Source organism: Kribbella sp. NPDC055110, assembly GCF_053607525.1.
The window spans coordinates 231,208-253,497 of sequence record NZ_JBSGTS010000011.1 but is presented as its reverse complement, the minus strand read 5'-3'; the positions used below and the strand labels follow the sequence as shown (position 1 = coordinate 253,497).

At 68.9% G+C, this 22,290-nt stretch carries 20 protein-coding genes; 8 read left to right on the top strand and 12 right to left on the bottom strand.

The genetic code is table 11. From position 1 onward, the window contains the following. Positions 1-32: 32 nt before the first annotated feature. Positions 33-1,457: a type I glutamate--ammonia ligase gene (gene glnA / locus ACWF0M_RS20015; protein ID WP_452237182.1), complete on the bottom strand. Its 1,425-nt coding sequence runs from the start codon at positions 1,455-1,457 to the stop codon at positions 33-35. Between the two features lie 190 nt (positions 1,458-1,647). On the opposite strand from glnA, the gene ACWF0M_RS20010 reads away from it, so the two are divergent. Further along, the gene (locus ACWF0M_RS20010; protein WP_452237181.1) at positions 1,648-2,109 is read left to right on the top strand and encodes an RDD family protein; all 462 of its coding nucleotides are present in this window, start codon (positions 1,648-1,650) and stop codon (positions 2,107-2,109) included. Between the two features lie 7 nt (positions 2,110-2,116). On the opposite strand, the gene ACWF0M_RS20005 is transcribed toward ACWF0M_RS20010, so the two are convergent. The 6 genes from ACWF0M_RS20005 to ACWF0M_RS19980 form a co-directional block, all read right to left on the bottom strand. Further along, a complete protein-coding gene (locus ACWF0M_RS20005) occupies positions 2,117-3,409 on the bottom strand; it encodes a class I SAM-dependent methyltransferase (protein ID WP_452237180.1) in 1,293 nt (430 codons plus the stop codon). Positions 3,410-3,568: 159 nt separating this feature from the next. Further along, the gene (locus ACWF0M_RS20000; RefSeq protein ID WP_452237179.1) at positions 3,569-4,264 is read right to left on the bottom strand and encodes a DUF4191 domain-containing protein; all 696 of its coding nucleotides are present in this window, start codon (positions 4,262-4,264) and stop codon (positions 3,569-3,571) included. Between the two features lie 2 nt (positions 4,265-4,266). Continuing rightward, complete coding sequence (gene lipA / locus ACWF0M_RS19995) at positions 4,267-5,205, bottom strand: lipoyl synthase (protein WP_452237178.1); 939 nt, start codon at positions 5,203-5,205, stop codon at positions 4,267-4,269. Between the two features lie 31 nt (positions 5,206-5,236). Next, positions 5,237-5,653 carry a YybH family protein gene (locus ACWF0M_RS19990; protein WP_452237177.1) on the bottom strand — a complete coding sequence of 139 codons (417 nt, stop codon included), beginning with the start codon at positions 5,651-5,653 and terminating at the stop codon, positions 5,237-5,239. After that, positions 5,650-6,108 (bottom strand): nuclear transport factor 2 family protein, encoded by a 459-nt coding sequence (locus ACWF0M_RS19985; protein WP_452237176.1) that lies wholly within the window; start codon positions 6,106-6,108, stop codon positions 5,650-5,652. The genes ACWF0M_RS19990 and ACWF0M_RS19985 overlap by 4 nt, the downstream gene beginning before the upstream one ends. Before the next feature lie 81 nt (positions 6,109-6,189). Then, on the bottom strand, positions 6,190-9,009 hold the full coding sequence (locus ACWF0M_RS19980) for a helix-turn-helix transcriptional regulator (protein WP_452237175.1): 2,820 nt from the start codon (positions 9,007-9,009) through the stop codon (positions 6,190-6,192). A 36-nt stretch (positions 9,010-9,045) separates the two neighbouring features. Here ACWF0M_RS19980 and ACWF0M_RS19975 point away from each other — a divergent pair, with 36 nt between their 5' ends. The 5 genes from ACWF0M_RS19975 to ACWF0M_RS19955 all read left to right on the top strand — a co-directional run bounded on the left by ACWF0M_RS19975 (position 9,046) and on the right by ACWF0M_RS19955 (position 14,311). Further along, a complete protein-coding gene (locus ACWF0M_RS19975) occupies positions 9,046-10,335 on the top strand; it encodes a sensor histidine kinase (protein ID WP_452237174.1) in 1,290 nt (429 codons plus the stop codon). A gap of 4 nt (positions 10,336-10,339) precedes the next feature. Then, positions 10,340-10,999 carry a response regulator gene (locus ACWF0M_RS19970; protein ID WP_452237190.1) on the top strand — a complete coding sequence of 220 codons (660 nt, stop codon included), beginning with the start codon at positions 10,340-10,342 and terminating at the stop codon, positions 10,997-10,999. A 189-nt stretch (positions 11,000-11,188) separates the two neighbouring features. Then, a complete protein-coding gene (locus ACWF0M_RS19965; protein ID WP_452237173.1) occupies positions 11,189-12,070 on the top strand; it encodes an ABC transporter ATP-binding protein in 882 nt (293 codons plus the stop codon). Continuing rightward, on the top strand, positions 12,067-13,233 hold the full coding sequence (locus ACWF0M_RS19960) for an ABC transporter permease (protein ID WP_452237172.1): 1,167 nt from the start codon (positions 12,067-12,069) through the stop codon (positions 13,231-13,233). Before ACWF0M_RS19965 ends, ACWF0M_RS19960 begins: the two co-directional genes overlap by 4 nt. 109 nt (positions 13,234-13,342) lie before the next feature. After that, positions 13,343-14,311 carry a LysR family transcriptional regulator gene (locus tag ACWF0M_RS19955; RefSeq protein ID WP_452237171.1) on the top strand — a complete coding sequence of 323 codons (969 nt, stop codon included), beginning with the start codon at positions 13,343-13,345 and terminating at the stop codon, positions 14,309-14,311. Between the two features lie 6 nt (positions 14,312-14,317). Here ACWF0M_RS19955 and ACWF0M_RS19950 read toward each other — a convergent pair whose 3' ends face one another. Continuing rightward, positions 14,318-15,514, bottom strand: coding sequence for a hypothetical protein (locus ACWF0M_RS19950; RefSeq protein ID WP_452237170.1), 1,197 nt, complete (start codon positions 15,512-15,514; stop codon positions 14,318-14,320). Positions 15,515-16,010: 496 nt separating this feature from the next. Between ACWF0M_RS19950 and ACWF0M_RS19945 the strand changes: the two genes are divergently transcribed. Continuing rightward, positions 16,011-17,390 (top strand): sulfatase family protein, encoded by a 1,380-nt coding sequence (locus ACWF0M_RS19945; RefSeq protein WP_452237169.1) that lies wholly within the window; start codon positions 16,011-16,013, stop codon positions 17,388-17,390. On the opposite strand, the gene lipB is transcribed toward ACWF0M_RS19945, so the two are convergent. Next, positions 17,372-18,088, bottom strand: coding sequence for a lipoyl(octanoyl) transferase LipB (gene lipB / locus ACWF0M_RS19940; protein ID WP_452237168.1), 717 nt, complete (start codon positions 18,086-18,088; stop codon positions 17,372-17,374). The two genes, ACWF0M_RS19945 and lipB, sit on opposite strands and share 19 nt — an antisense overlap. A gap of 94 nt (positions 18,089-18,182) precedes the next feature. On the opposite strand from lipB, the gene ACWF0M_RS19935 reads away from it, so the two are divergent. Next, the gene (locus ACWF0M_RS19935) at positions 18,183-19,775 is read left to right on the top strand and encodes a protein kinase domain-containing protein (RefSeq protein ID WP_452237167.1); all 1,593 of its coding nucleotides are present in this window, start codon (positions 18,183-18,185) and stop codon (positions 19,773-19,775) included. 338 nt (positions 19,776-20,113) lie between these two features. Here the strand turns inward: ACWF0M_RS19935 and ACWF0M_RS19930 are convergent, their stop codons facing one another. From ACWF0M_RS19930 to ACWF0M_RS19920, 3 genes are all read right to left on the bottom strand, one after another. Further along, positions 20,114-20,722 (bottom strand): hypothetical protein, encoded by a 609-nt coding sequence (locus ACWF0M_RS19930; RefSeq protein WP_452237166.1) that lies wholly within the window; start codon positions 20,720-20,722, stop codon positions 20,114-20,116. Positions 20,723-20,817: 95 nt separating this feature from the next. Beyond that, complete coding sequence (locus ACWF0M_RS19925; RefSeq protein WP_452237165.1) at positions 20,818-21,501, bottom strand: class I SAM-dependent methyltransferase; 684 nt, start codon at positions 21,499-21,501, stop codon at positions 20,818-20,820. Between the two features lie 193 nt (positions 21,502-21,694). After that, a complete protein-coding gene (locus ACWF0M_RS19920; protein ID WP_452237164.1) occupies positions 21,695-22,228 on the bottom strand; it encodes a TetR/AcrR family transcriptional regulator in 534 nt (177 codons plus the stop codon). Positions 22,229-22,290 lie beyond the last annotated feature (62 nt).

Genomic DNA, 22,290 nt, shown 5'->3' with positions numbered 1-22,290 from the left:
GTGGATGCGGCTCTCGGGGAGTGGTTGCGAACTCAGACGTCGTAGTAGAGCTCGAACTCGTGCGGGTGGGGACGGAGCTGGATGGGGGCGATCTCGTTGTCGCGCTTGAGGTCGATCCAGGTCTCGATCAGGTCCGAGGTGAAGACGTCGCCTTCGAGCAGGAAGGCGTGGTCGGCCTCGAGGGAGTCGATCACGGCCGGCAGGGACGTCGGGACCTGCGGGATGCTCGCGTGCTCCTCCGGCGGCAGCTCGTAGAGATCCTTGTCGACCGGGTCGGCCGGCTCGATCTTGTTGCGGATACCGTCCAGGCCGGCCAGCAACTGGGCCGAGAAGGCCAGGTACGGGTTCGCCGACGGGTCGGGGCAGCGGAACTCGATCCGCTTGGCCTTAGGGTTCGAGCCGGTGATCGGGATCCGGATGCAGGCCGAACGGTTGCGCTGCGAGTAGACCAGGTTGACCGGCGCCTCGAAGCCGGGCACCAGGCGGTGGTACGAGTTCACCGTCGGGTTGGTGAAGGCGAGCAGCGACGGGGCGTGCTTGAGCAGACCGCCGATGTACCAGCGGGCCACGTCGGACAGGCCGCCGTACCCGGACTCGTCGTAGAACAGCGCGTCGCCGTTCTGGAACAGGGATTGGTGGACGTGCATGCCGGAGCCGTTGTCGCCGAAGATCGGCTTCGGCATGAAGGTCGCCGTCTTGCCGGCCGCCCAGGCGGTGTTCTTGACGATGTACTTGAACTTCATCAGGTTGTCCGCGGTCTTCAGCAGTTCGTCGAAGCGGAAGTTGATCTCCGCCTGACCCGCGGTGCCGACCTCGTGGTGGGCCCGCTCGACGACCAGGCCGGCCTTCTCGAGGGCCAGCGTGATGTCGTCCCGCAGCTCGCCGAAGTGGTCGGTCGGCGCGACCGGGAAGTAGCCACCCTTGTAGCGGACCTTGTAGCCGCGGTTGCCGCCGTCCTCGACGCGGCCGGTGTTCCAGGCGCCGGCGACCGAGTCGATCGAGTAGTGCGAGGAGTTCGACTTGGTCTCGAACCGGACGTCGTCGAAGACGTAGAACTCGGCCTCGGGCGCGAAGAACGCGGTGTCCGCGATCCCGGTCGACTTCAGGTACTCCTGCGCCTTGCGGGCGATGTTGCGCGGGTCGCGCGAGTACGCCTCGCCGGTCAGCGGGTCGTGCACGAAGAAGTTGAGGGCCAGCGTCTTGGTCCCGCGAAACGTGTCGAGGAAGGCCGTCGTGGGGTCGGGCAGCAGCTTCATGTCCGATTCGTGGATCTGCTGGAACCCGCGCACCGACGAACCGTCGAACATCAGGCCCTCTTCGAAGACCTCGGGCCCGAACGATGAGACCGGGACGGTGAAGTGCTGCATGATGCCCGGCAGGTCGGAGAACCGGACATCGATGATCTCGATGCCCTCGTCCTTGACGTAGGCGAGCAGCTCCTCAGCGCTGGAAAACATACGTACTCCTAGGGTGGCTCAGAGATTGCATCTGAACGTAGGGCCCGGCGGTTTCTCCGTCGTGACCCGGATGTTTCGCGGATGTTACGCCCAGCGTGTCCGCGCTGACCCACTGGTGTACGGCGGTTACGCCCTGAGATATCGCGGTCCGCGTGCGACCGCCCCCGGGAGTGTCCGTAGGCTAGACATCATGGCATCATCCGCGGCGGCCGCAACCGGACCCACCGAAGAATTCCGCTACCCGGGCAATCGGCTGGGCCTGCCCGAGGACGGACCGGGCTCGGTGGCGACCTGGGGACGCCGCGTGGCGGCGCTGCTGATCGACTGGCTGATCGCGGGCCTGATCGCATCCGTGGTCATGGGCCGGCCGATGTGGGCGGGCGGCAGCGACTTCGGCGTGATGCACTCGGCCATCTTCGCCGTGACGACCGGGATCCTGACCGGTTTGGCGGGCGCCACCATCGGCCACCGGATCTGCGATCTGCGGGTGGTTCCGGTCCGCGACCGGAAAACGTACACCGCGCCGCCGGGTTTGCTGGCGGGCATCCTCCGCGCGCTGCTGGTCAGCTTCCTGATCCCGGCGGTGATCTTCGACCGCGACCGGCGCGGGCTGCACGACCTCGCTGCCAGGACGGTTGTAGTACTGCGTTAGCCGACAGTTAGCGCCGCGTGAGCAGCAGCTGTACGTCGTCCAGGTACCCGGTCCGGAAGCCCGCCTCGGAGTACGCGAGGTAGAACTCCCACATCCGCCCGAACGTGTCGTCGAACCCGAGCGCCGCGATCGCCGGCCAGTGCTCGACGAACCGGCTCCGCCAGACCCGCAGCGTCCGCGCGTAGTCCCCGCCGAGATGCCGGATCACCTCGGCGCGCAGGCCGGTGTGCTGCGCGGTGACGTCCTCGATCACCTTGATCGACGGGATCAGCCCGCCGGGGAAGATGTACTTCTGCACCCAGGTGAACGTGTTCCGGGTCGCGAGCATCCGCTCGTGCGGCATCACGATCGCCTGCACGACCCCGACTCCGTCGGGCGCGAGCCGCCGCTCGATCGCGTCGAAGTACACGGGCCAGTACTTCTCGCCGACCGCTTCGATCATCTCCACACTCAGTACGGCGTCGAACTCGCCGATCTGGTCGCGGTAGTCGCGCAGCGCGACCTGCACGCGGTCACCGACGCCCGCTTCGGCGATCTTGCGCTGCGCCAGCAACGCCTGCTGCGAGGCGATCGTGATCGCCGTCACCCAGGCGCCCCGTTGCGCGGCGCGGATCGCGAGGCTCGCCCAGCCGCAACCGATGTCGAGCACCCGGGACCCGGACCGCACCCCGGCCGCGTCGAGGATCGAGTCGAGCTTGCGCAGTTGGGCGGCGGAGAGTTCGTCGTACGACGCGGTTGCGAGATCGGCTGTCGGGTCGCCGCCGAAGTACGCCGCGGAGTACGTCAAAGTCGGATCGAGGAACTCCGCGAACATCGGGTTGCTCAGGTCGTAGTGCCGGCTGATGTTCTCGCGGGCGCCGGCCCGGTCGTTCTCCTGCTCGCCCGGCTGCGACCGGGTGACCAGCCAGCGCAGCGACTGCGCCCACTTCGGCAGCAGGTGCCGGGTCTCTTCGTTGCTGAACCGCTCGGCGAACGGGACCAGCAGGTCGGCCAGGTCGGTACCCGGCTCCGGGTCCCAGTCGCCGGCCAGGTACGCCTCGCCGAACCCGGACCCGGCGTCCTGACCGAGCCGGTCCAGGAACGCCGACGTCCGGTGCACCCGCATGGCGGGGCCGCCGAGGCCGAAGGAGCGGTTGCGGTCCAGGTGGATCGTGGCCGGGAGATCCTTGGCGATCAGCCGGATCGCGGTCGCAGCGCCGTACCGACGGACCGGGTTCGACCGTGGCCGGGCCAGCGTCGGCCAGGTCTCGGTCTCCGGCGCGTGCACGGGATGCTGCACACGCGGCATCACATCCGTCATCTCTACCCCTGTATCGATCCGTCCTGGTCGCACCTTAAGGCCAACCAGCCACCCCACAGCGCGACACGGAGGCACACACGTGCCACGTCACGACAGATCAACTGCCTGAGCGGCCACCGGGTTACCGGTGTCTCACTCAGAGATACCCCCACCAGCTGCTCAGCGGCCCCGCATCGCCTGCCGGGCGCCCTTGAGACTCGTCGGCACCGGGCCCTTCGGCATCGGGATCTGCGGCCGGACCGCATCCAGCGCCTTCAGCCGCTGCAGCAGGTCGGTGATCTCGGACGGCTGCATGACGGCCGGCAGCTTCATCACGTACTTGGTCAGCTTCCGGATGTCGATCTCGCCCTCGCCCTTGCCGGCGATGATCTGGGTCACCGGCGCACCGCCGGCGACCCGGTTGTGCTTCTTGGCTTCGGCGGCGAGCAGGTTCTTCACCCGGCTCGGCTGCCCCTCGCCGACCAGGACGATGCCGGGCTTGCCGACCACCCGGTGGACGATGTCGGAGTTCTTGGTGACGGCGACCGCGGGGTCGACGTTCCAGCCGCGGCGCAGCGTCTGCAGCGCGGACGCGGCCGCACCGGCCTGGCCCTCGATCTGGCTGTACGCCGCCTTCTCGACCTTGCGGCCGAACACGATCGTGGCGGCCAGGAAGCCGAGCGCGACGCCGAGCGGGATCCACACCAGCAGCGGCCCCACCAGGAATCCGCCGAGCACGGCCAGCCCGACGATGCCGAGGAAGATCCCGGCGAGCACCAGGCCGACCAGCGGCTCGGACTTCTGGGTCAGCTTGTACGCCGAAACGATCTGCTTGAGCCTGCTGGTCTTCTCTTCGGGCGCGTCGTTCTTGGCCATCTCTACCTGTCCTGGTTGTTCAAACGTGACTCAACGGCCTGACGGTACAGCCGTCCGGCGCGGTACGAGGACCGTACCAGCGGACCGGACATGACTCCGGCGAAACCGATCTCCTGTGCCTCGGCGTCCAGCTCGACGAACTCCTCGGGCCGCACCCAGCGCTCGACCGGGTGGTGCCGCACCGAGGGCCGCAGGTACTGCGTGATCGTGATGATCTCGCAGCCGGCCGCGTGCAGGTCCTTCAGCGCCTGGCTGACCTCGTCGCGGGTCTCGCCCATGCCGAGGATCAGGTTCGACTTGGTGACCAGCCCGTAGTCGCGGGCCTGGGTGATGACGTCCAGCGAGCGCTCGTAGCGGAAACCGGGCCGGATCCGGCGGAAGATCCGCGGCACCGTCTCGACGTTGTGCGCGAACACCTCCGGCCGCGACGAGAACACCTCGGCGAGTTGCTCGGGTACGGCGTTGAAGTCCGGCGCGAGCATCTCGACACCGGTGCCCGGGTTCAGCTCGTGGATCTGGCGGATCGTCTCGGCGTACAGCCAGGCGCCGCCGTCGTCCAGGTCGTCGCGGGCGACACCGGTCACGGTCGCGTACCGCAGGCCCATGGTGCGGACCGACTCGGCGACGCGACGCGGCTCGTCGCGGTCCAGCGCCTCCGGTTTGCCGGTGTCGATCTGGCAGAAGTCACAGCGCCGGGTGCACTGGTCGCCACCGATGAGGAACGTGGCCTCACGGTCCTCCCAGCACTCGAAGATGTTCGGGCAGCCGGCTTCCTGGCACACCGTGTGCAGTCCCTCGGATTTCACGAGTTTCTGCAGTGCCTGGTATTCCGGGCCCATCTTGGCGCGGGTCTTGATCCACTCGGGTTTGCGCTCGATCGGGGTCTCCGCGTTGCGCACCTCGAGCCTGAGCAGTTTCCGTCCTTCTGGGGCGATCGTCACGCCCCCAAGGGTACGCGGCCTGACGTGGGGCTCAGGCGGGCGGGCCGTCGTCCGTCCGGAGGTAGCCGCCGTGGCGGTGGACGATCCGCCACTCACCGCGTTCGCGCCGGTAGATGTAGGTGACACGGAGCGTGTAGTCGTCGGCGGAGCCGGGGTCGAACGTCGTGTGTTCGTAGCCGACGGTGTAAGCCAGGTCACCAGCGACGCCCGCCGCGATGACGTCGTACCCGAACGAGCGGCACGGAATGATCGTCGAGACCGCCCAGCGGAAGGCCCGGGCGATCCCGTCGGCGCCGCTCGCGCATCTCCCGCCCGCGCCGAACAGGGTCACCGGATCCCGCACCGACCAGATGCCCAGCCGGGCGTCGAGGTCGCCGTGGTGCCACGCCGTTTCCCGCTCGATCTGGGCGGGCAGCGTCCGGGTCACGAAGGCGTCTAGCTCGCTCATGACCGGGCCGTCGCCGCCGGCGGGCTCTGATCGGCCGGCGTGCTCTGGTCGACCGGCGGAACGTCCCCGTGCCGGTGGACGATCTTCCACTCGCCGTCCTCACGCCGGTAGACGTGCGTTACCCGCAGCGTCGCGTCCTCGGGCGCGCCGCCTGCCCATGACCGGGTGCAGTGTTCGTAGCCAACCGTGTAGGCCAGGTCGCCGCTGACGCCGGCCGCGACGAGTTCGAAGTCGTACGCGCGGCAGTCGGAGAACTTCGACGCGACCCAGCGCGAGACCCGGGTGACGTCCTCCGTTCCGATCTTGGCCAGGCCTGATGCCGCGCCCAACAAGGTCACCGGATCCTTCGTCGACCACATGGCCAACCGCGGTGCTACGTCTCCGTTGTGGATCGCCGTCTCCGCCTTGATCTGCCTGGGCAGGGTTTCAGCGAGGAAGTCGTCGAGCTCACTCATTTCGGTCTCCTCCCGTGGTATTTCCGTCAGCGTCGGGCATGCCCTGGTTCTCCGCATCCGGCGAAGTACGCATCGGAGTACTCAATCGCCGCTACGCAAGCTCCAGGTGGCGATCTGGCTGCGGGTGGCGAACCCGAGCTTTCGAAGGATGTGCTGCACGTGGTTCTCCGCGGTGCGGTCGGAGATGACCAGGCGGTCGGCGATCTGCCGGTTGGTGAGGCCATCCGCCACCAGCCTGGCGACCTCGACCTCGCGTGGGCTCAGGCCGCCCGGCTGGACACGCTGCGCGGCCCGATCGAGGTGGGCGACCAGGTCGGCGGTCCGGGTCAGGTAGGTGCCCATGCCCAGCGTGCGGGCCTGCTGGTGGGCGTCGCGGGCGACCACACCGGCGCGGGCTCGATCACCCGGATCATCGCGGGTCAGCAGAGTGGTCGCCAGGTGGAACCGCGCCTCGGCGGCGAAGCCTGGTGCGCCCGCCCGGTCGGCCTGGTCGGCGGCGTCGGCCAGGAGTTCGATCGCCCGGTCCGACTTGCCCTGCGCCGCAGCGCCCCGCCCGAGAGTGAGATCGGCCGGACCCAGGTAGACGACGCCGTTGCCGCCGGTCACCTGTGCGCCGTTGAACTGTCCCAGGCGGTCCAGTAGGTAGGTGAGGTCGTCGGGGCGGCCGAGCTCCGCGGCGGCGAGTGAGCCGTAGACATACCCAGGCAGGGCGAACAGCGCGGGCAACCTCCAGGCTTCCGGCGGACCCGCCTGCTGGTACACGGCTCCGGCCTCGTCGGCTCGCCCGGCCCGGAGCAGCAAGAACGTCAGGTGCAGCCGGTTCATCGTCGCGAAGTGTCCGGTCGGCGGATCCCACGGGTGAATCAGGAATTCCGCCGCGGTGTCGGTCACACCGATGTGCATCGCGAGCGCGCACTCCAGCGCGAGATACCTGCCGGTGGACGACACAGGCTCGACCGTGCGCATCCGCTCGAACCCGCGTCGGCCCGCGTGCTCGGCGTCGGCGAACCGGCCCTGGGCCTGGGCCACGCAGGCAGTAACCCGGTCGAAATGCCAGCCGCCGACCGGCCCGCCGACCTGCTCGCAGACGGAACGCAAAGGGACCAGTTCCGCCGCCGCCTCGGCCAGCCGGCCGACTTGGAGCAGCGCGCCGATCCGCCAGATCTCACCCCACATCTCGGTGCGGGGGCTGTCCGTACGGCGGGCGACCGCGATCACCTCGGCCGCCAGCCGAAGCCGTTCGGGCGCGCCCGCCGGTCCCGGGCAGGCCTCCTCCCGGGCGAGCAACGCCTCGGCGAGTGCGCGGTCGTCCCCCGCCGTACGGGCGAGTTCGAGCGCTGCGCTGCTCAACGACTCGGTGCTGTCCTGCTCGCCTTCGACGAACGCGACCCGGCTGCGCTGAGCCAGCAGCCGCGCCCGCAAGCCGATCGCCCCTGTGTCGCCCAAGGCCGCGAGTGCCTCGTCGCACAGCCGTCCCGCGGCGGCGTAGAGGTCGGGTGCCGCTTCGACCACCAGCGCGGCCTCGGCCATCCGCACCGGCTGGCCTGCCCGGCGGGCCAGTTCCATCGCTGCGGACGCTGCGTCAGCGCAGGCGTTCGGGTCGCCGGCGAGATAGGCGGCGCGGCCGAGGGCGGTCAGCAGTCGGTAGCGCTCGTCGCCGGACAGCGTCGGTGGGTCGAGCGCGAGAGCGCTGCGATACAGCCGTACGCCGTCCTCGTAGGCAAGGCTCCGTACCGCGTCATCGGCCGCCCGGACTGCCCAGCTCCGAGCAGTCGCGGCGTCGCCGTACGGCGCGACCACCGCCCAGTGCCGGGCGATCTCGACGAGGTGCTCGGCCAGGTCGCCCGCGTAGTGCGCCTCGGCGGCAAGCGCCACGGCACGATGCATGGCGGCCAGGTCGGCCGTGGTCAGGGAGGCCTCGACGGCGTCCCTGGTGAGGGCGTGCACGAACCGGTGGCCGGCGCCGGTACGGGCGACCAGGCCGTACCGGATCGCCTCGTCGACGAGCGGCAGACACCCGGCGACGGGCTCGCCAAGCACAGCCGCGACGAGCCCGAGCGGGAAGTCACGGCCCACAACGGCGGCGGCCTCCAGCATCCGCCGACAACCTGCGGACACGGCGGTGAGGCGCTCTGCGACGATGTCGAGCACGGTCCGCGACGGCTGGTCCGCACGCCAGGTACCGCTCGCCATGGCCCGGGCCACCTCGCGAACGAACAGCGGATTGCCGCCGGTGATGTCGAGAACCGCGCGGGTATCGGCGGCCGCGTCCGCGGCGAGGACCCTGGCCAGCTGCTCCCGGACCTCTGCCAGGTCGAAACCGCGCAGGTCCAGGCGTTCGACCGTCGCACGCGACCGCAGTAGGCCGGGCAACACGCGGTGCAGACTGTCGGCGGGTTCGGCGTCGCGGAACGCGGCGAGCACCAGCAGGTATGACCCGTCGAGCCGGTCGGCGAGGTGGCGCAGGACAAGCAATGATCCGTCGTCGGCCCAATGGATGTCGTCGAGCACGACGAGGAGGCCACCCTGCTGTGCAGCCACTCCGCACACCGCCTCGGCGACGTCCTCGAAGATCCGGAACCGTTCCTCCAGCGACGCGATCCGTCCGGTGAGCACCTGGTCGGCGTCGATGCCGATATCGCGCAGCACCTGGCGCCACGGCCAGAACCCTGGCGCGCCCTCGGCCTCCGCACATCGCCCCCAGGCGACGGCGACGCCCGCGGCCGAGGCAGTCCCGGCCAGCTCCTGGGCGAGCCGGGTCTTACCGATACCGGGGTCGCCGGCACAGCACACCAGCCGTCCGGCTCCGGCGCGGGCCGCGTCGAGCCATCGCCGCAACGCGTCGAGCTCACGACGCCGTCCGACGATCGGTTCGACTGTCATGCCCGCGGGCGTGGTCACGCGAGCAGAGTAATCCCGCGGCTACCCTTATGGGCTATGTCCGCGAGTACCTGGATCCGGCCCGCGCCGACCCGGCGCGAGCAGCGGTACGACGTACTCCTCGGGCTCGGGATGGCGCTGGCGTCCCTGCTCGGCACCGAACTCGCCCGCGGCGGCTCGCCGACCCACGTCGGCCTCGGCATCGGCGGTGTCGAGCCGTACGTGCTCAGCGCGGCGATCGCGCTGCCGCTGTGCTTCCGGCGCCGGTGGCCGATCCCGGTGGTGCTGGTGGTCGCGGTGCTGTTCGTGCTGAACGGCGAGCGGGCGCTGTTCGGGTTCGGCGGCAACCTGGTCACCCAGGCGACGATGTTCATGGCGATCTACGCGGCGGTGGCGTGGTCCCGCGACCGGCGGCTGATGAAGGCAGCGGTCGCGGTCGTGTTCCTGGTGATGTTCGGCTGGCTGACGATCAACTTCGTCAAGGCGCTGCAGAACAACTCGATCGAAGGACCGAACCACGCGCTGTTCTCGCCGTACGTCTCGAATGTGGTGCTTGCCGTCGCGTTGAACGTCCTCTACTTCTTCGGTGCGTACTTCTGGGGCCGCACCGCGTGGGCGACCGCGCGGCAGCGGTTCGAGCTCGAACAGCAGGCGACCGAGCTGGCGGCGCAGCAGGAGGCGAACTCGCGGCGCGCGGTGATCGACGAGCGGCTGCGGATCTCCCGCGAGCTGCACGACGTCGTCGCCCACCACATCAGCAGCATCGGCATCCAGGCCGGCGGCGCCCGGCGGGTGATGGACACCGACCCGGAAGCGGCGAAGAACGCGCTGAACGTGATCGAGGAGTCCAGCCGGAGCGCGGTGAACGAGATGCGCCAGCTGCTCGGCATGCTCCGCTCGGCGGACCCCGACCTCGACGTCGGTACGCCGGATCCGAAAGAGCCGCAGGCCGGCGCGGACCGGCTGCCGGCGCTGATCGCGGAGGCGAACAGCCTGGGTCTCGAGGTCGGCTTCCACCAGATCGGATCGCCGGCCGAGCTGCCCAAGACCGTGTCGGTGTCGGTCTACCGGATCGCGCAGGAGGCGCTCGCGAACGTCCGCAAGCACTCGACGGCCCGCAGCGCCCATGTCACACTGCGTTATCTCGGCGACGCGGTCGAGCTCGAGGTACTCGACGACGGCCGCCCGAAACACGCTCCGGTGGGTAGCCGGCTCGGCCATGTCGGGATCCGCGAACGGGTCGGCCTGCTCGGCGGCGAGAGCGAGATCGGCCCGCGTCCCGTGGGAGGATTCCGCGTCCGGGTCCGGATCCCGCTGAACAATCCAATGGGAGTTGCTGGTGATTGACCCCATGCGGGTTCTGCTGGTGGACGATCAGGACCTGGTGCGCGCCGGGTTCCGGATGATCCTGTCGGTCGAGCCGGAGATCGAGGTGGTCGGCGAGGCCGCGGACGGCGAGAAGGCGATCGAGCTGGCGCTGGCGTTGCGGCCGGACGTCGTACTGATGGATGTCCAGATGCCCGGTATGGACGGGATCAGCGCGACCCAGCGGATCGTCGCGGAGGACGCCGGGAAGGTCGTCATCCTCACCACGTTCGACCGTGACGACTACCTCTTCGAGTCGCTCGGGGCCGGCGCGAGCGGCTTCCTGCTCAAGAACACCGCGCCCGAGGACCTGGTGGAGGCGATCCAGGTCGTGCACTCCGGCCACGCGCTGCTCGCGCCCGAGGTGACCCGGCGGGTGATCAAGCGGTTCGCCGGCAAGGGCGAGCGGGTGTACCGGCCGGACCTGCTCGCGGAGCTGACCGAGCGCGAACGCGAGGTGCTCGGGCTGATCGCCCGCGGCCTGACCAACACCGAGATCGCCAACCAGCTGTACGTCGGCGAGGCAACGGTCAAGACCCACGTGTCGCGCGTACTCCTGAAGCTCGGCCTCCGCGACCGCGTCCAGGCGGTCGTCTTCGCCTACGAATGCGGCCTCGTCACCCCAGGAGACGACCCCACCGCCTGACCGCAGACGCTTACGTCCGAAGAACTGTGCCTCCCACGCCACAGATCTTCGGACGCAACGGGTCCGCCGTGCGGATGACGTGGGTGATCAGCCGTGCGGGCGACGTGTGGGTAGGGCGCTTCTCGTTAGCGTTGTCAGGGTCGGGCGAACGCCCGGCCGGGGGCTGGAAGCTGATGGGAACGGTGACACATGCTGAGGGTGGCTGGGCTCACCCGGCGGTTCGGTGATCATCTGGCGCTGGACGACGTGACCTTCGACGTCGTACCGGGACGGATGACCGGATTCGTCGGGGCCAACGGGGCCGGGAAGACGACGACGATGCGGATCATCCTCGGCGTCCTGGCCGCGACGGCCGGCGAGGTGCGGTGGCAGGACCAGCCGCTGACGCAGGACGTACGCCGGGACTTCGGCTACATGCCCGAGGAACGCGGGCTGTACCCGAAGATGAAGATCCGCGACCAGCTGGTGTTCTTCGGCCGGTTGCACGGGCTCGACCCGGAGCGCGCCGCCGCGCGGACCGACAAGATCCTCGGGCGGCTCGGACTCGCCGAGCGCGCTACCGACGTACTCGAGACGCTGTCGCTGGGCAACCAGCAGCGCGTGCAGATCGCGGCCGCGCTGGTGCACGAGCCGATCGCGCTCGTGCTCGACGAGCCGTTCAGCGGCCTCGATCCGCTCGCCGTCGATGCGATGGTCGACCTGCTCCGCGAGGAGGTGACGCCCGAGGTGCCGGTGCTGTTCTCCAGCCATCAGCTCGACCTGGTCGAGCGCCTGTGCGACGACCTCGTCGTATTGTCCCGGGGCAAGGTCGTTGCCGCGGGCGCCGTGTCCGAGTTGGCGGCCGGGCCCACGTCGACGTACCGCTTGGTCGTGGACGGCGACGCCGGGTGGCTGCGTGATGTGCGAGGGATCCAGGTGCGCGATGTGGCCGGCGGTACGGCGCTGTTCGACGTACTCGACGGTGCGGTGGAGCAGAAGATCCTGCAGGAGGCGATCAGCCGCGGACCGGTGCTCGAGTTCGGGCCGGAGCGGGTGGCGCTGAGCGACGTCTTCCGGGAGGCGACCCGATGAAGACCCTGGACAGGCCGTGGGTGCTGATCGCGGAGCGCGAGATCACCACGAAGCTGCGGGACAAGACGTTCATCGGCTCGACGCTGGTGATGCTGCTGATCGTGATGGTTGCGGTGATCCTGCCCGCGATCCTCGCCGGCCAGGGCGGCCCGGACAAGATCGCGGTCATCGACGACGCAAGCCAGAAGGTCGTTCAGACGGCATCGGCGACGGCGGGCGGCGACGGGTACGAAGCGACGCGATTCGCCGACCGGCCGGCCGCCGAGAAGGCCGTCACCGACGGCAAGGTGAAGGCGGCGCTGCTGCCGGACACGGACGGGTACGTCGTACTCGGCAAGGACCGCGTCGACACTGGTGTCGAAGGCGCCCTGCGTGAGGCGGCCGCCGCGGTCGGGATGGAAACGAACGCCGGGAAGGCGGGACTGACCCCGGCGGAGCTGCACGCCGGTACGAAGGTCTCGTTGCAGCTGCTGAAACCGGGCCCGTTGCCGGATCTGGTCTCGGACTTCGTGAACATCGGGCTGGCGCTGGTCTTCTACATGACAGCGCTCGGATTCGGGATGATGATCGCGCAGAGCGTCGTACAGGAGAAGGAGAGCCGGGTCGTCGAGATCCTCGCCGCCGCGGTGCCGATCCGGTCGCTGCTGTGGGGGAAGGTGCTGGGCAACACGGTGCTGGCGCTGTCCCAGATCGTGGTGATCGCGGGTGCGTCGCTGATCGGGCTGCTCGCCACCGACCAGGCCGACATCCTCGAAGTGGTCGCGCCGGTCGCCGGGTGGTTCGTGGTGTTCTTCGTGCTCGGGTTCGTCGCGCTGGCCGGGCTGTGGGCGGTCGCCGGTTCGCTGGCGACGCGGCAGGAGGACCTCGGGTCGACCACGCTGCCGGGGCAGATGATCCTGATGATCCCGTTCTTCTTCTCGGTGTTCGCGGGGTCGTCGGCCAAGACCGTGGCGTCGTTCGTCCCGATCGCGTCGTCGATGTCGATGCCGGGCCGGATGCTCACCGAGGACGTGCCGATCTGGCAGCCGCTGGTCGCCATCGCGCTGCTGCTGGCCGCCACCGTGCTGATCGTCCGGATGGGCGCGCGGCTGTACGAGCGCACGCTGCTGCAGACCGGCCGTCGCCTCGGATACCGCGAGGCGCTTGCGCTCGAAGCGAAGTAGCTAATCGTCATGGCCGGGTCCGGCGTTACAGGTTTGGACCCGGCTGTGACGAAACCGCAATGTAGGGTCGCTGTGTGCTGTGTGTAGACCTCGACTACGGTCTCAACGCATGAACGTTGAGCTGCGCCACCTGCGGGTGGTGGTCCTGGTGGCAGAAGCGGGGTCCGTCGGTCGGGCCGCCCGTTGGCTCAAGGTCAGCCAGCCGAGCCTGACCGCGCAGCTGAAGCGGATCGAGGCAGCGTTCGGCGGTGAGCTGTTCGAACGTTCCCGTACCGGTGTGAAGCCGACACCGCTCGGCCGGTACGCCGTCGATCGCGCGCGGGCCATCCTGGTCGACGTCGACCACCTGTCGGCGACCGTGTCCGCGATGACCGCGGTCGAGTCGTCGGCGGTCCGCCTCGGCGGGTTCCCGACCGCGCCGATGTCCGGGATCGCGTCCCGGCTCCGCGCTCACGGCGAGATCGAGCAGGTCAGCATCGAGGTCGAGTGGTCCACCAGCGTGCTCCTGCAGCAGCTGGAGAGCGGGCGGCTGGACTTCGCGCTATTGCGGGAGTTTCCCGGGTTCGAGCTGCGGCTGCCGGCCGGGGTCGAATCCATCACGGTCGTCGAGTCCGAGTCGGCGTACGTCGCCTTGTCGGCGGATCACCCGGTGGCGGAGGCGACGCGGGCGCGGGGTGAGGTCGACCTGGCGTTGCTGTCGGGCGAGGAGTGGATCGGTGAGCCGCCGGACGACAGCGGGTTCCATGTGCTGTTCCGGGCGGCGTGTGAGGCGGCTGGGTTCCAGCCTCGGGTGGAGCATCATTCGGTCGACACGTCGGTGCTGATGGGGTTCGTGACCAGCGGTCAGGGCGTGGCGCTCATCTCGCCCACGTCGTACCGGATGCTTTCCGCTGACGTCACCACGCGCACTCTCGTGGGTGATCCGATTCATCGGAAGTTGGTGCTCGCTTGGAGCACTGACTCACCGCGGGCCCAGATGGCGGGCGACGTGCTCCAGATGGCGAGTGCGGCGTACGACGAGGCCATCACCGAGCATGCGCGCCGGGACCAGCACCAGCAGCGCATGCACGTCGCCTGACCCGCTCTAGGCGGGCTTGACCACCGGGCTCTCGAACGCGAGGTGGAACTCCCCGGTGTCCTCCGGGTCCTCCATCCGCTCCCGATACTGAGACCCCACCTGCTCCCGAGGCAAAACCCGCCGCTCAGCCTGCTTCTCGACAGGCCGCGTCTCCTCAACTGGTGCAGCCGCCTGGGGCTTGGGCTCGACCGGCTTGGTCTCCTCGACCGGGGTCACCGCCTCGGGCGTCGCCTGCATCGGCTGGGTCTCCTCAACCGGCGCGGCCGCCTGCGGCTCAGGCTCCACCGGCTGAGTCACCTCAACGGGCGCAACCGCCTCGGGCTTGGCCTCAGCTGGTTTGGGCTCCTCGACCGGTGCAGCCGCGGGCTCCGCCTTCACCGGCTCCATGGGCTGTGTCGCCTCCACCGGCGCGGCCGCCTCGAGCGCTTCCACCGGCTGTGTCGGCTCGTTCACCTCGGCTGCCGGGGGTGCCTGCTCTACGGCCGGCTCCTCGGCTGCTGGAGGCGGTGCGATGACCGTCTCCTCGCCGGGGTTGTTGCTTTCGGCATCTGCCTCGGGGAACTGCCGGGTGTGGTCGAACTCCTCCGCCTCGCCGACCGGGAACTGCCGCGTCTGGTCGTCGGCCTGGTTCCGCGGTTGCGCCACCTCGGGCTCGTCGAACAGGTCGTCGTACCGCGTGTGACTCTCGTACGCCGCCGGCGCCTGATAGGTGCCTCCGGCAACCGGATACACGGCCGCGACGTCCGCCTCCTGCTGCGCCTGCGCGGCTTCCTGCTCGCGCTGCAGCCGCTCGGCGTCGGCCCGCTCCCGCCGCCGGCGCTGGACGCCGCGGACGATCAGCTGGACCGCGTACACCAGCGAGATCACCCCGAGGATCGGCACCACGCCGTTCAGCGTGTACTGCTTCGACCCGTCGATCATCCCGTTGGTGACGCCGGGGACGTCGTTCAGGAAGTTCGTGGTCCGGTTCGGGATCCAGAGCCAGCAGTAGATCAGGGCGCCGAAGGAGAGGAACGCCCCCAGCGCGCCGGCACCGGAGAAGTACGACACCACGGCCCAGAAGACCAGCGCGCCGATGCCGAAGGCAAGCGCCATCCCCTTCGCGTTCAGCTCGATACCACCCGGCGCCGCAAGGACTCCGAACACGGCCGGTCCGGCCAGAGCAACGGCTACGCCGAGCAAGAACCCAAGAAATTTGGACACACCCCCAAGGTAGCGACGAACTGCGGCTACACCCCGCAGACACTTCGGCACACGCGGACAGGCAACCGTTTGCCCTACCTGAGATCCGTGGAACGCCGGCCGGCCAGTGGCCGAGGGCATCGAACAACCCCGCCCGGCCTGTAACTGCTGGGGATATCCGTTGCAGTTGTGGGTTCTCTGCTCGTACACGAGGGGAGAACCCTCAACAGCAGGGGAGAACCCCTGCGATGGTGTCCAGACGGTGGAATCGGGCCTGCCGATCGCGCCGCTGGCCGACTCGACCAGTTCGCGGGGGAGGCCACCGGCTCGCGGGTGCTTGAACAGGTTATTGCCTGTTCGAGCCCACCACTTCCTGTTCAACCACCCACGACCTGTCCGGTGAGACGGCTCTGGTGCGGCGGCTGGATGCTGAGCTGAGATTGCTGCTGGACCCTGACGCGACCGATGTCCGTGCGAAAGTCGGACCAGGCCGCGCGCCTTTCGAGAGGATGAGCTGTTGCCCACTCCGAACATTCTGCTGATCGTTTCCGACGACCACGGGTACGCCGACCGCGGTGGACTCGGGGTGCACGCCGACGTACGCACTCCGGCTCTGGACCGGCTTGCCGCGGAGGGGGTGAGCTGCACCGACGCCTACGTGACCGCGCCGATCTGCAGCCCGTCACGGGCGTCGATCATCTCCGGGCGGTACCAGCAGCGGTGGGGCGGCCAATGGTTCGACTCGGCCGCGTTCCCGCCGGACGACGTACCGACGCTTGCGGAGATCCTGCGCGACCAGGGGCACCGGACGGGGTACTTCGGCAAGGTGCACTACGGGAAAGAGGACGTGGGGGACAGGGCGTGTCCGCCGCACCACGGGTTCGAGGAGACGCTCTACGGGCTGGCAGGGCAGTCCTTCGGGCGGCTGAACTACCTGCATCACTCTGACGAGTCAGTCGAGTCGTACGGTCAGCCGGCCGCGCACCACATGGCTGTGCAGCCTCTGCTGTCAGGGGATGAGCCGGTTGAGCACGAGGGCTTCCTGACCGCCGAGTTCGGTCGCCGCGCGGCTGAGTTCATGGATGCGGATGACGAGCGGCCGTACTTCTGCATGGTGGCGTTCAACGCCGTCCACAACTTCTGCTGGCAGCTGCCGGACTCCGAACTGGAAGCACGCGGGCTCCCGGCCTTCCGCGACTGGTCACCTGACTCGGATGGCCCCTTTATGGAGTGGTACGACGACGTGATCGTGCCGAATCTGCCGCACGGGCGGGAGTACTACCTCGCCCAGCTGGAGCTGATGGACGCGGAGATCGGACGGCTGCTCGACCTGGCAGGTGACGACACGATCGTCGTGTACGTGACGGACAACGGCGGGTCGACCTGCAATTTCGGCGACAACGCGCCGCTGCGTGGGACGAAGTACACGCTGTGGGACGGCGGCATCCGCATCCCGATGCTCTGGCGCTGGCCGGACCAGCTGCCGGCAGGACGTCGTACGGACGCACTTGTCAGCACGATGGACCTGGTCCCCACGCTGGCCGCAGCGGCGGGCGCGACCGTGGCTGGTGCCGACGGCGTCGACATCCTGCCCGTACTCGCAGGGACCGCCGAGGTAGCGCACCAGAACCTGCATTGGGACTGCGGGTTCCAGTGGGCGGTGCGGTCGGGGGAGTGGAAGCTCAGCTGGGTGGCCGACGACGCCAACACCAGGCATCTGCGCGACTACGAACACGCGCCGATGGGGGAGGGCTGGTTCCTCGCGAACCTGGCCGACGACATCGGCGAGCAGACCAACCACCTGTCAGTGCAGCCGGAGATCGCCGATCGGTTGCGCTCGTTGCACGCCGAATGGCGCGCGGAGGTAGGTCTGGAGCCTCAGACGGTCAACCCGTAGGTGATCGCGGTCGGCGGTTCCTCGTGGTGGTCGATGTCCGGGCTGCGCTCGTACTCGTTCCACGCGAGGAACTCGTCGAGGTGCCGGCGTACGGCGTCGAGGACCTCGGTGGTCGTGACCTCGCGGCCGAGCTCCTTGGAGAGCGTGGTCACGTCGGCGTCCGAGATACCGCACGGGACGATCCGGTCGAACCACGCCAGGTCGTTGTTGCAGTTCAGCGCGAAGCCGTGCATGGTCACGCCCTGCGCGACCCGGATGCCGATCGCGGCGATCTTCCGCTCCCGGCCGCGGTCGTCGGCCGCGACCCAGACGCCGCTGCGGCCCTTGACCCGGCCGGTCTTCACACCGAGCTCGGCGCAGACGCCGATCAGCGCCTCCTCGAGCCGCCGGACGTAGTCCACGACGTACACGTGTGAGGCGAGCTTCACGATCGGATACCCGACCAGTTGCCCAGGGCCGTGCCAGGTGATCTTGCCGCCACGGTCCACGTCGACCACCGGCGTACCGTCGAACGGCCGCTCCTCCGGCTGAGTGCGCTTGCCCGCCGTATAGACCGGTGGGTGCTCGAGCAGGATCACCGTGTCCGAGCCGGTGCCCTCGGCAACCTCCGCGTGCAGTCGTCGCTGTTCGGCCCACGCGGTCTCGTAGTCCACCGCGTCGGCGCCGAATCCGGCTTCCACGTACCTGATAGCCCTCACGCCTTCGAGTGTAGGCGGCGCCTGGTCGGGGCCGGCGCCCTGGGCTGTGGATAACTTCGACGGGCGAGGTCGCGATCGGTGCATCCTCTTGGACATGGACCTCGCAGACCTCACCGGCTACAGCCTGCGCCGCGAGCTCGGGTCCGGACCGGCCGGCACCGTCTGGCAGGTCCGGGACCGCGCCTCGGGCCGCAACGCCGTGCTCAAACACCTCCCACACAGCGCGTACGCCGACAGCGGGCGGCTCCGCGAGGACTTCAGCATGCTGTCCCGCTTCCGGCACCCGCATGTCGCGCAACTACTCGAGTACCGCGAGACCGAGACCGGCTGGATCCTGATCACCCAGCACCTGGCCGCCGGCAGCCTCGCCGCCCTCCTCAACCGCCGCGGCCCGCTGTCCCGCGGCGAACTCGTCACCCTCCTCGCCCCGCTCGCCGACGCCCTCGCCCGCCTCCACGACTCCAACCTCGCCCACGGCTCCATCACCCCCGAAAACGTCCTCTTCGACGCCGACGGCCGCCCGGTCCTCACCGACGCCGCCCTCCGCCCCAGCGACCCCACCACCGACCAGCAGGCCCTCGCCACCCTCGCCCACTCCGTCAGCGCCCACCCCAAGCCCTTCCCGCCCGCGCTGCTCATCACCACCCCCCTCAGATCCCTCCCTCACCGCCTCCTGACCCACACCCCCGCCACCCCCATAGACCTAGCCCCCCTCACCGACGCCCCAACGCCGAGCACTCCACCCCACCCTCCAACGTCTTCGGGGGGATCTGCAGACGACGACGATGCGCCCTCCGCCTCGCGTACGCCGCTCGCCCCACCTCCAGCAGATCCACCAACGTCACCGCTCACGCAACCAAAGCGCCCGCACCCCACCGCACGTACCGCCAAAGCCCGCTCGAAGCGCGTCCGCTCCAACCGCCGGACCAAGTCCCGCCGCACCCGGTTTGTCGCCCTCACCACCCTCCGCCGACTCCCACACCCCGCGTACGGCGTCCTCGCCGCAGCCGCCCTGGCCGCGATCATCGTGCTCGCGATCGCCGTCGCCACACTCCGCACCATCGACACCCCAGCAACCGCACAACCAGACCCCACCGCCCCGCAGTCCACAGCCCAACGCACAACCGCGGCCCCGCCCACCCAGTCGCCCACGCAGTCGCCCACCACCGCCCGCCCAACGACTGCGCACCCGAAGACCACCCAACTGTCGGCGACCCGAGCCACGACCTCAGCGCCACCTTCCGAATCGACGGCATCTTCAGCAGAGCTGGCGACCTGGATCCAAACGCTCCAAGCCCTGGACGCCCAACGCGCCCAGGCCTTCTGGACCCTCGACCTCAACGCCCTCGACCGCATCTACGTCCCAGGCAGCGCCCCCTGGCGCACCGACCGCGCACTCCTGTCCGCTTACCGCAAACAGAACGTCCGCATCCAAGGACTCCGGATCACGATCGAAAGCACCGCAATCACCCGTCGCACGGCGACCACAGTCACCCTCAAAACCACCGACCACCTAACAGCCGGCCAAGCAGTCGACCACACGGGCACCACAACCCCACTCCCACCCGGCCCCTCAGCCACCAGACTGATCACCCTGACGACCACCCCACGCACCGCGGCTCCCTCACGCGGCGCAGCCCGTCAACCCACCCACACCTGGCGCATCACCACAATCACCCAACCCTGACGAGGTGCGGCGCCTGATCCTCAGCGTGCGTCCCGTGCTACGCAGCGGGTCGGGGCCGCTACCACCCGCCGGTCTGAGCTGGAGTCGCCACCAGCCGATCGCATCGCACCACTCGCCGGCAGGAGCTGGGGAACGCTACCCACCTGAACCGATCAGCAGAACGCCCCACTCCCAGCTCCCCAGACCAGCGCCGAGACCCTGGAGGTTTTCACCTCCCACGGCACCAGATCCCTCAAGGTTTCCCCCGCACCACGCGGCCCACCAACCGGCACGCCCACGCTCCGCCCCCTCACGCAGCTCGGCTCGTCAACCCACCCAGACCTGGCACATCACCACAATCACCCAACCCTGACCCACCGAACCAGGCGCGACGTCCCCCAGCTCGCCCGGTGCAGTGCGTCGAACACGTCCCGTACGAAGTAGGTATCCGCCAGCGCATCGTGAATCGCATACGAGGACTGGTCGATGCCGACGATCGCCGACATCTCGCCAACATCCGCGGTCGGCGGCAGGTTCGTCCGGCCCAACAGCTCGCTGATCACGCACACAAGCCGAAAGTCCCAAGGCACGTCCGCCGCATCCTCCGCGACCAATCCGTTGAGATACATCAGATGCAGAACATCAGTCGCATCCATCCACGGTGCGGCGCCCACCCACAACGGCTCGTCGGCGGTGAGCTCAACCATCAGCTCCGCGACGTCCCGACCGCTGCTGACCTCCACCTCGGATCCGTTCAGCGAAGGGTGGCGATGAAAGCGGCTGATCTCCAACGCCCGCTCGGTAGCGGCCGACAGATCCAGCTCGTCCAACCGGACGAACCGGTTGTACGCCGTCTCCCGCCCGTCGTCCTCGCGCCGAATGACCGCCAACTGCCAGATCTGCCGACCACCCGGCAGCCAAGGTTCCCGAACACTCGTGGTTTCCAGATCAACAAAGAGAATCGCCACCCAGCAATCCAACCAGGACGACACCGGTCACAGGCCATAAACCGGCGCGGCACCACCACCGGCTGCCATCCGTGAGCGGCTCCTGTTTCTGCGAGCTAACGCTTCTCGGCGCGCAGCGCCAGAACCCAGGGAACCGGGTCGGTGCGGGGCTCTACGGTGCGGGTAATTGTCAGGCCCGCACCGGCAAATGCATTGAGGAGGTCGGCAAGCGGTACGTGACGCATGCCGAGGCGCTGGCGAATACCGCCCTCGCCCCACCACGGCGCCGGAGGATGCCAGCCGACCGTGCGGTACGTCGGGTGCACGATGCGCCCGCCATCGGAACGGCTCTCGGTGTGGGGACCGTTGAAGCAAGGGTGCGCCCCGTAGAACACGACCACCCCACTCGGCTGCAGGACGCGAGCCGCCTCGCGCAGGACAGCGGCGAAGTCGTCGACGTCAGTGGAGAGCCACAGAATCGCGACAGTAGAGAAGACACCGTCGGCGAACGGCAGACCAGCGGCGTTGCCCTGCACCAGCGCCTCGCCATGGACCACGCGCTGCCGAGCGAGTCCCAACTGGTCCGCAGAGTATTCAAGACCAACGACGGTGCGCCCCGTACTGCGCAACGTCTGCAGATTCTGTCCCGTCCCGCAACCAAGATCCAGGCACAGACCGTCTCGCGACCCCAGCAGATCCACCAGAGGTTCACGATTGGAGTCAGCCGCGTCAGCGTTGTGCTCGTCGTACCACTCGGCGAGACCGTCGTACCGCGCAGTCGCCTTCGGTGTGACTGTCATATCGGGGTTCCCCTCTCGCGACCCTTCACCGAGATCCGGCGCCTGGCAACGGCTTCCCTCGAAGTTACCTGGAGGGCGCAGGTAATCAGTCAGCTGTCTTGACCCGACGGCGCCTACCGATGGCTGGAACCAGGCGGGTCATGCTCATCGCCCTGCCCCCAACCAACCGACCAGACGAGGCCTGGCGACTGGTCTAGTGGGGTTGGAGGCCGTCGAGGATGACGGCGAGCATGTGGGGGGCTCGGTCCTCGGGGTGGGTGGTGGCGCGCCAGAGGGCGCCGGTGAGTTGGAGGAAGTCGCCGGGGTCGGCGTCCTCGCGGATGCTGCCGTCCTTCTTGCCGGCGTCGAGTAGTTCGGTGATAGCCGCAACGACCGGCCGATAGGTCTGCTCGCTGATCTCCTTGTGCGCGGCTGGGCTGAGCGCGTCACCGAGGCCGTGCTTCCTGCGCATCGCCTCAACCAGTCCGGTCGTCCACTTTCGGAGCGCTTCGACCGGGGGCAGTTCGGCGAGCAGCTCCGGCACGGCGCCGGTGATGCGGTCGACCTCGTCCTGGTAGACGGCGAGTACGAGCGCCTCCCGGGTCGGGAAGTTCCGATACAAGGTGCCGGCGCCGACCCCCGCGCGCTGAGCCACCTGGTTCATCGACGTGCGGTCGTCCTCGGCGAACGCCTCACGGGCGGCGGCGACGATGCGTGCCCGATTCTCCCGGGCGTCCGAACGAACCATGAGCTCCTCGCTTGCTAAGTGGAGAGCTCTCCACTACGGTAAGCGGAGAGTTCTCCAATTAG

Excerpts from the sequence above, each read along its gene's own strand:
- ACWF0M_RS19985 (WP_452237176.1), bottom strand. The coding sequence starts at position 6,108 with ATGAGTGAGCTCGACGACTTCCTCGCTGAAACCCTGCCCAGGCAGATC.
- ACWF0M_RS19935 (WP_452237167.1), top strand. The coding sequence starts at position 18,183 with ATGGACCTCGCAGACCTCACCGGCTACAGCCTGCGCCGCGAGCTCGGG.
- ACWF0M_RS19970 (WP_452237190.1), top strand. The coding sequence starts at position 10,340 with ATGCGGGTTCTGCTGGTGGACGATCAGGACCTGGTGCGCGCCGGGTTC.
- ACWF0M_RS19920 (WP_452237164.1), bottom strand. The coding sequence starts at position 22,228 with ATGGTTCGTTCGGACGCCCGGGAGAATCGGGCACGCATCGTCGCCGCC.
- ACWF0M_RS20010 (WP_452237181.1), top strand. The coding sequence starts at position 1,648 with ATGGCATCATCCGCGGCGGCCGCAACCGGACCCACCGAAGAATTCCGC.
- ACWF0M_RS20000 (WP_452237179.1), bottom strand. The coding sequence starts at position 4,264 with ATGGCCAAGAACGACGCGCCCGAAGAGAAGACCAGCAGGCTCAAGCAG.
- ACWF0M_RS19965 (WP_452237173.1), top strand. The coding sequence starts at position 11,189 with ATGCTGAGGGTGGCTGGGCTCACCCGGCGGTTCGGTGATCATCTGGCG.
- ACWF0M_RS19955 (WP_452237171.1), top strand. The coding sequence starts at position 13,343 with ATGAACGTTGAGCTGCGCCACCTGCGGGTGGTGGTCCTGGTGGCAGAA.
- ACWF0M_RS19925 (WP_452237165.1), bottom strand. The coding sequence starts at position 21,501 with ATGACAGTCACACCGAAGGCGACTGCGCGGTACGACGGTCTCGCCGAG.
- ACWF0M_RS19975 (WP_452237174.1), top strand. The coding sequence starts at position 9,046 with ATGTCCGCGAGTACCTGGATCCGGCCCGCGCCGACCCGGCGCGAGCAG.
- ACWF0M_RS20005 (WP_452237180.1), bottom strand. The coding sequence starts at position 3,409 with ATGACGGATGTGATGCCGCGTGTGCAGCATCCCGTGCACGCGCCGGAG.
- glnA (WP_452237182.1), bottom strand. The coding sequence starts at position 1,457 with ATGTTTTCCAGCGCTGAGGAGCTGCTCGCCTACGTCAAGGACGAGGGC.
- ACWF0M_RS19960 (WP_452237172.1), top strand. The coding sequence starts at position 12,067 with ATGAAGACCCTGGACAGGCCGTGGGTGCTGATCGCGGAGCGCGAGATC.
- ACWF0M_RS19990 (WP_452237177.1), bottom strand. The coding sequence starts at position 5,653 with ATGAGCGAGCTAGACGCCTTCGTGACCCGGACGCTGCCCGCCCAGATC.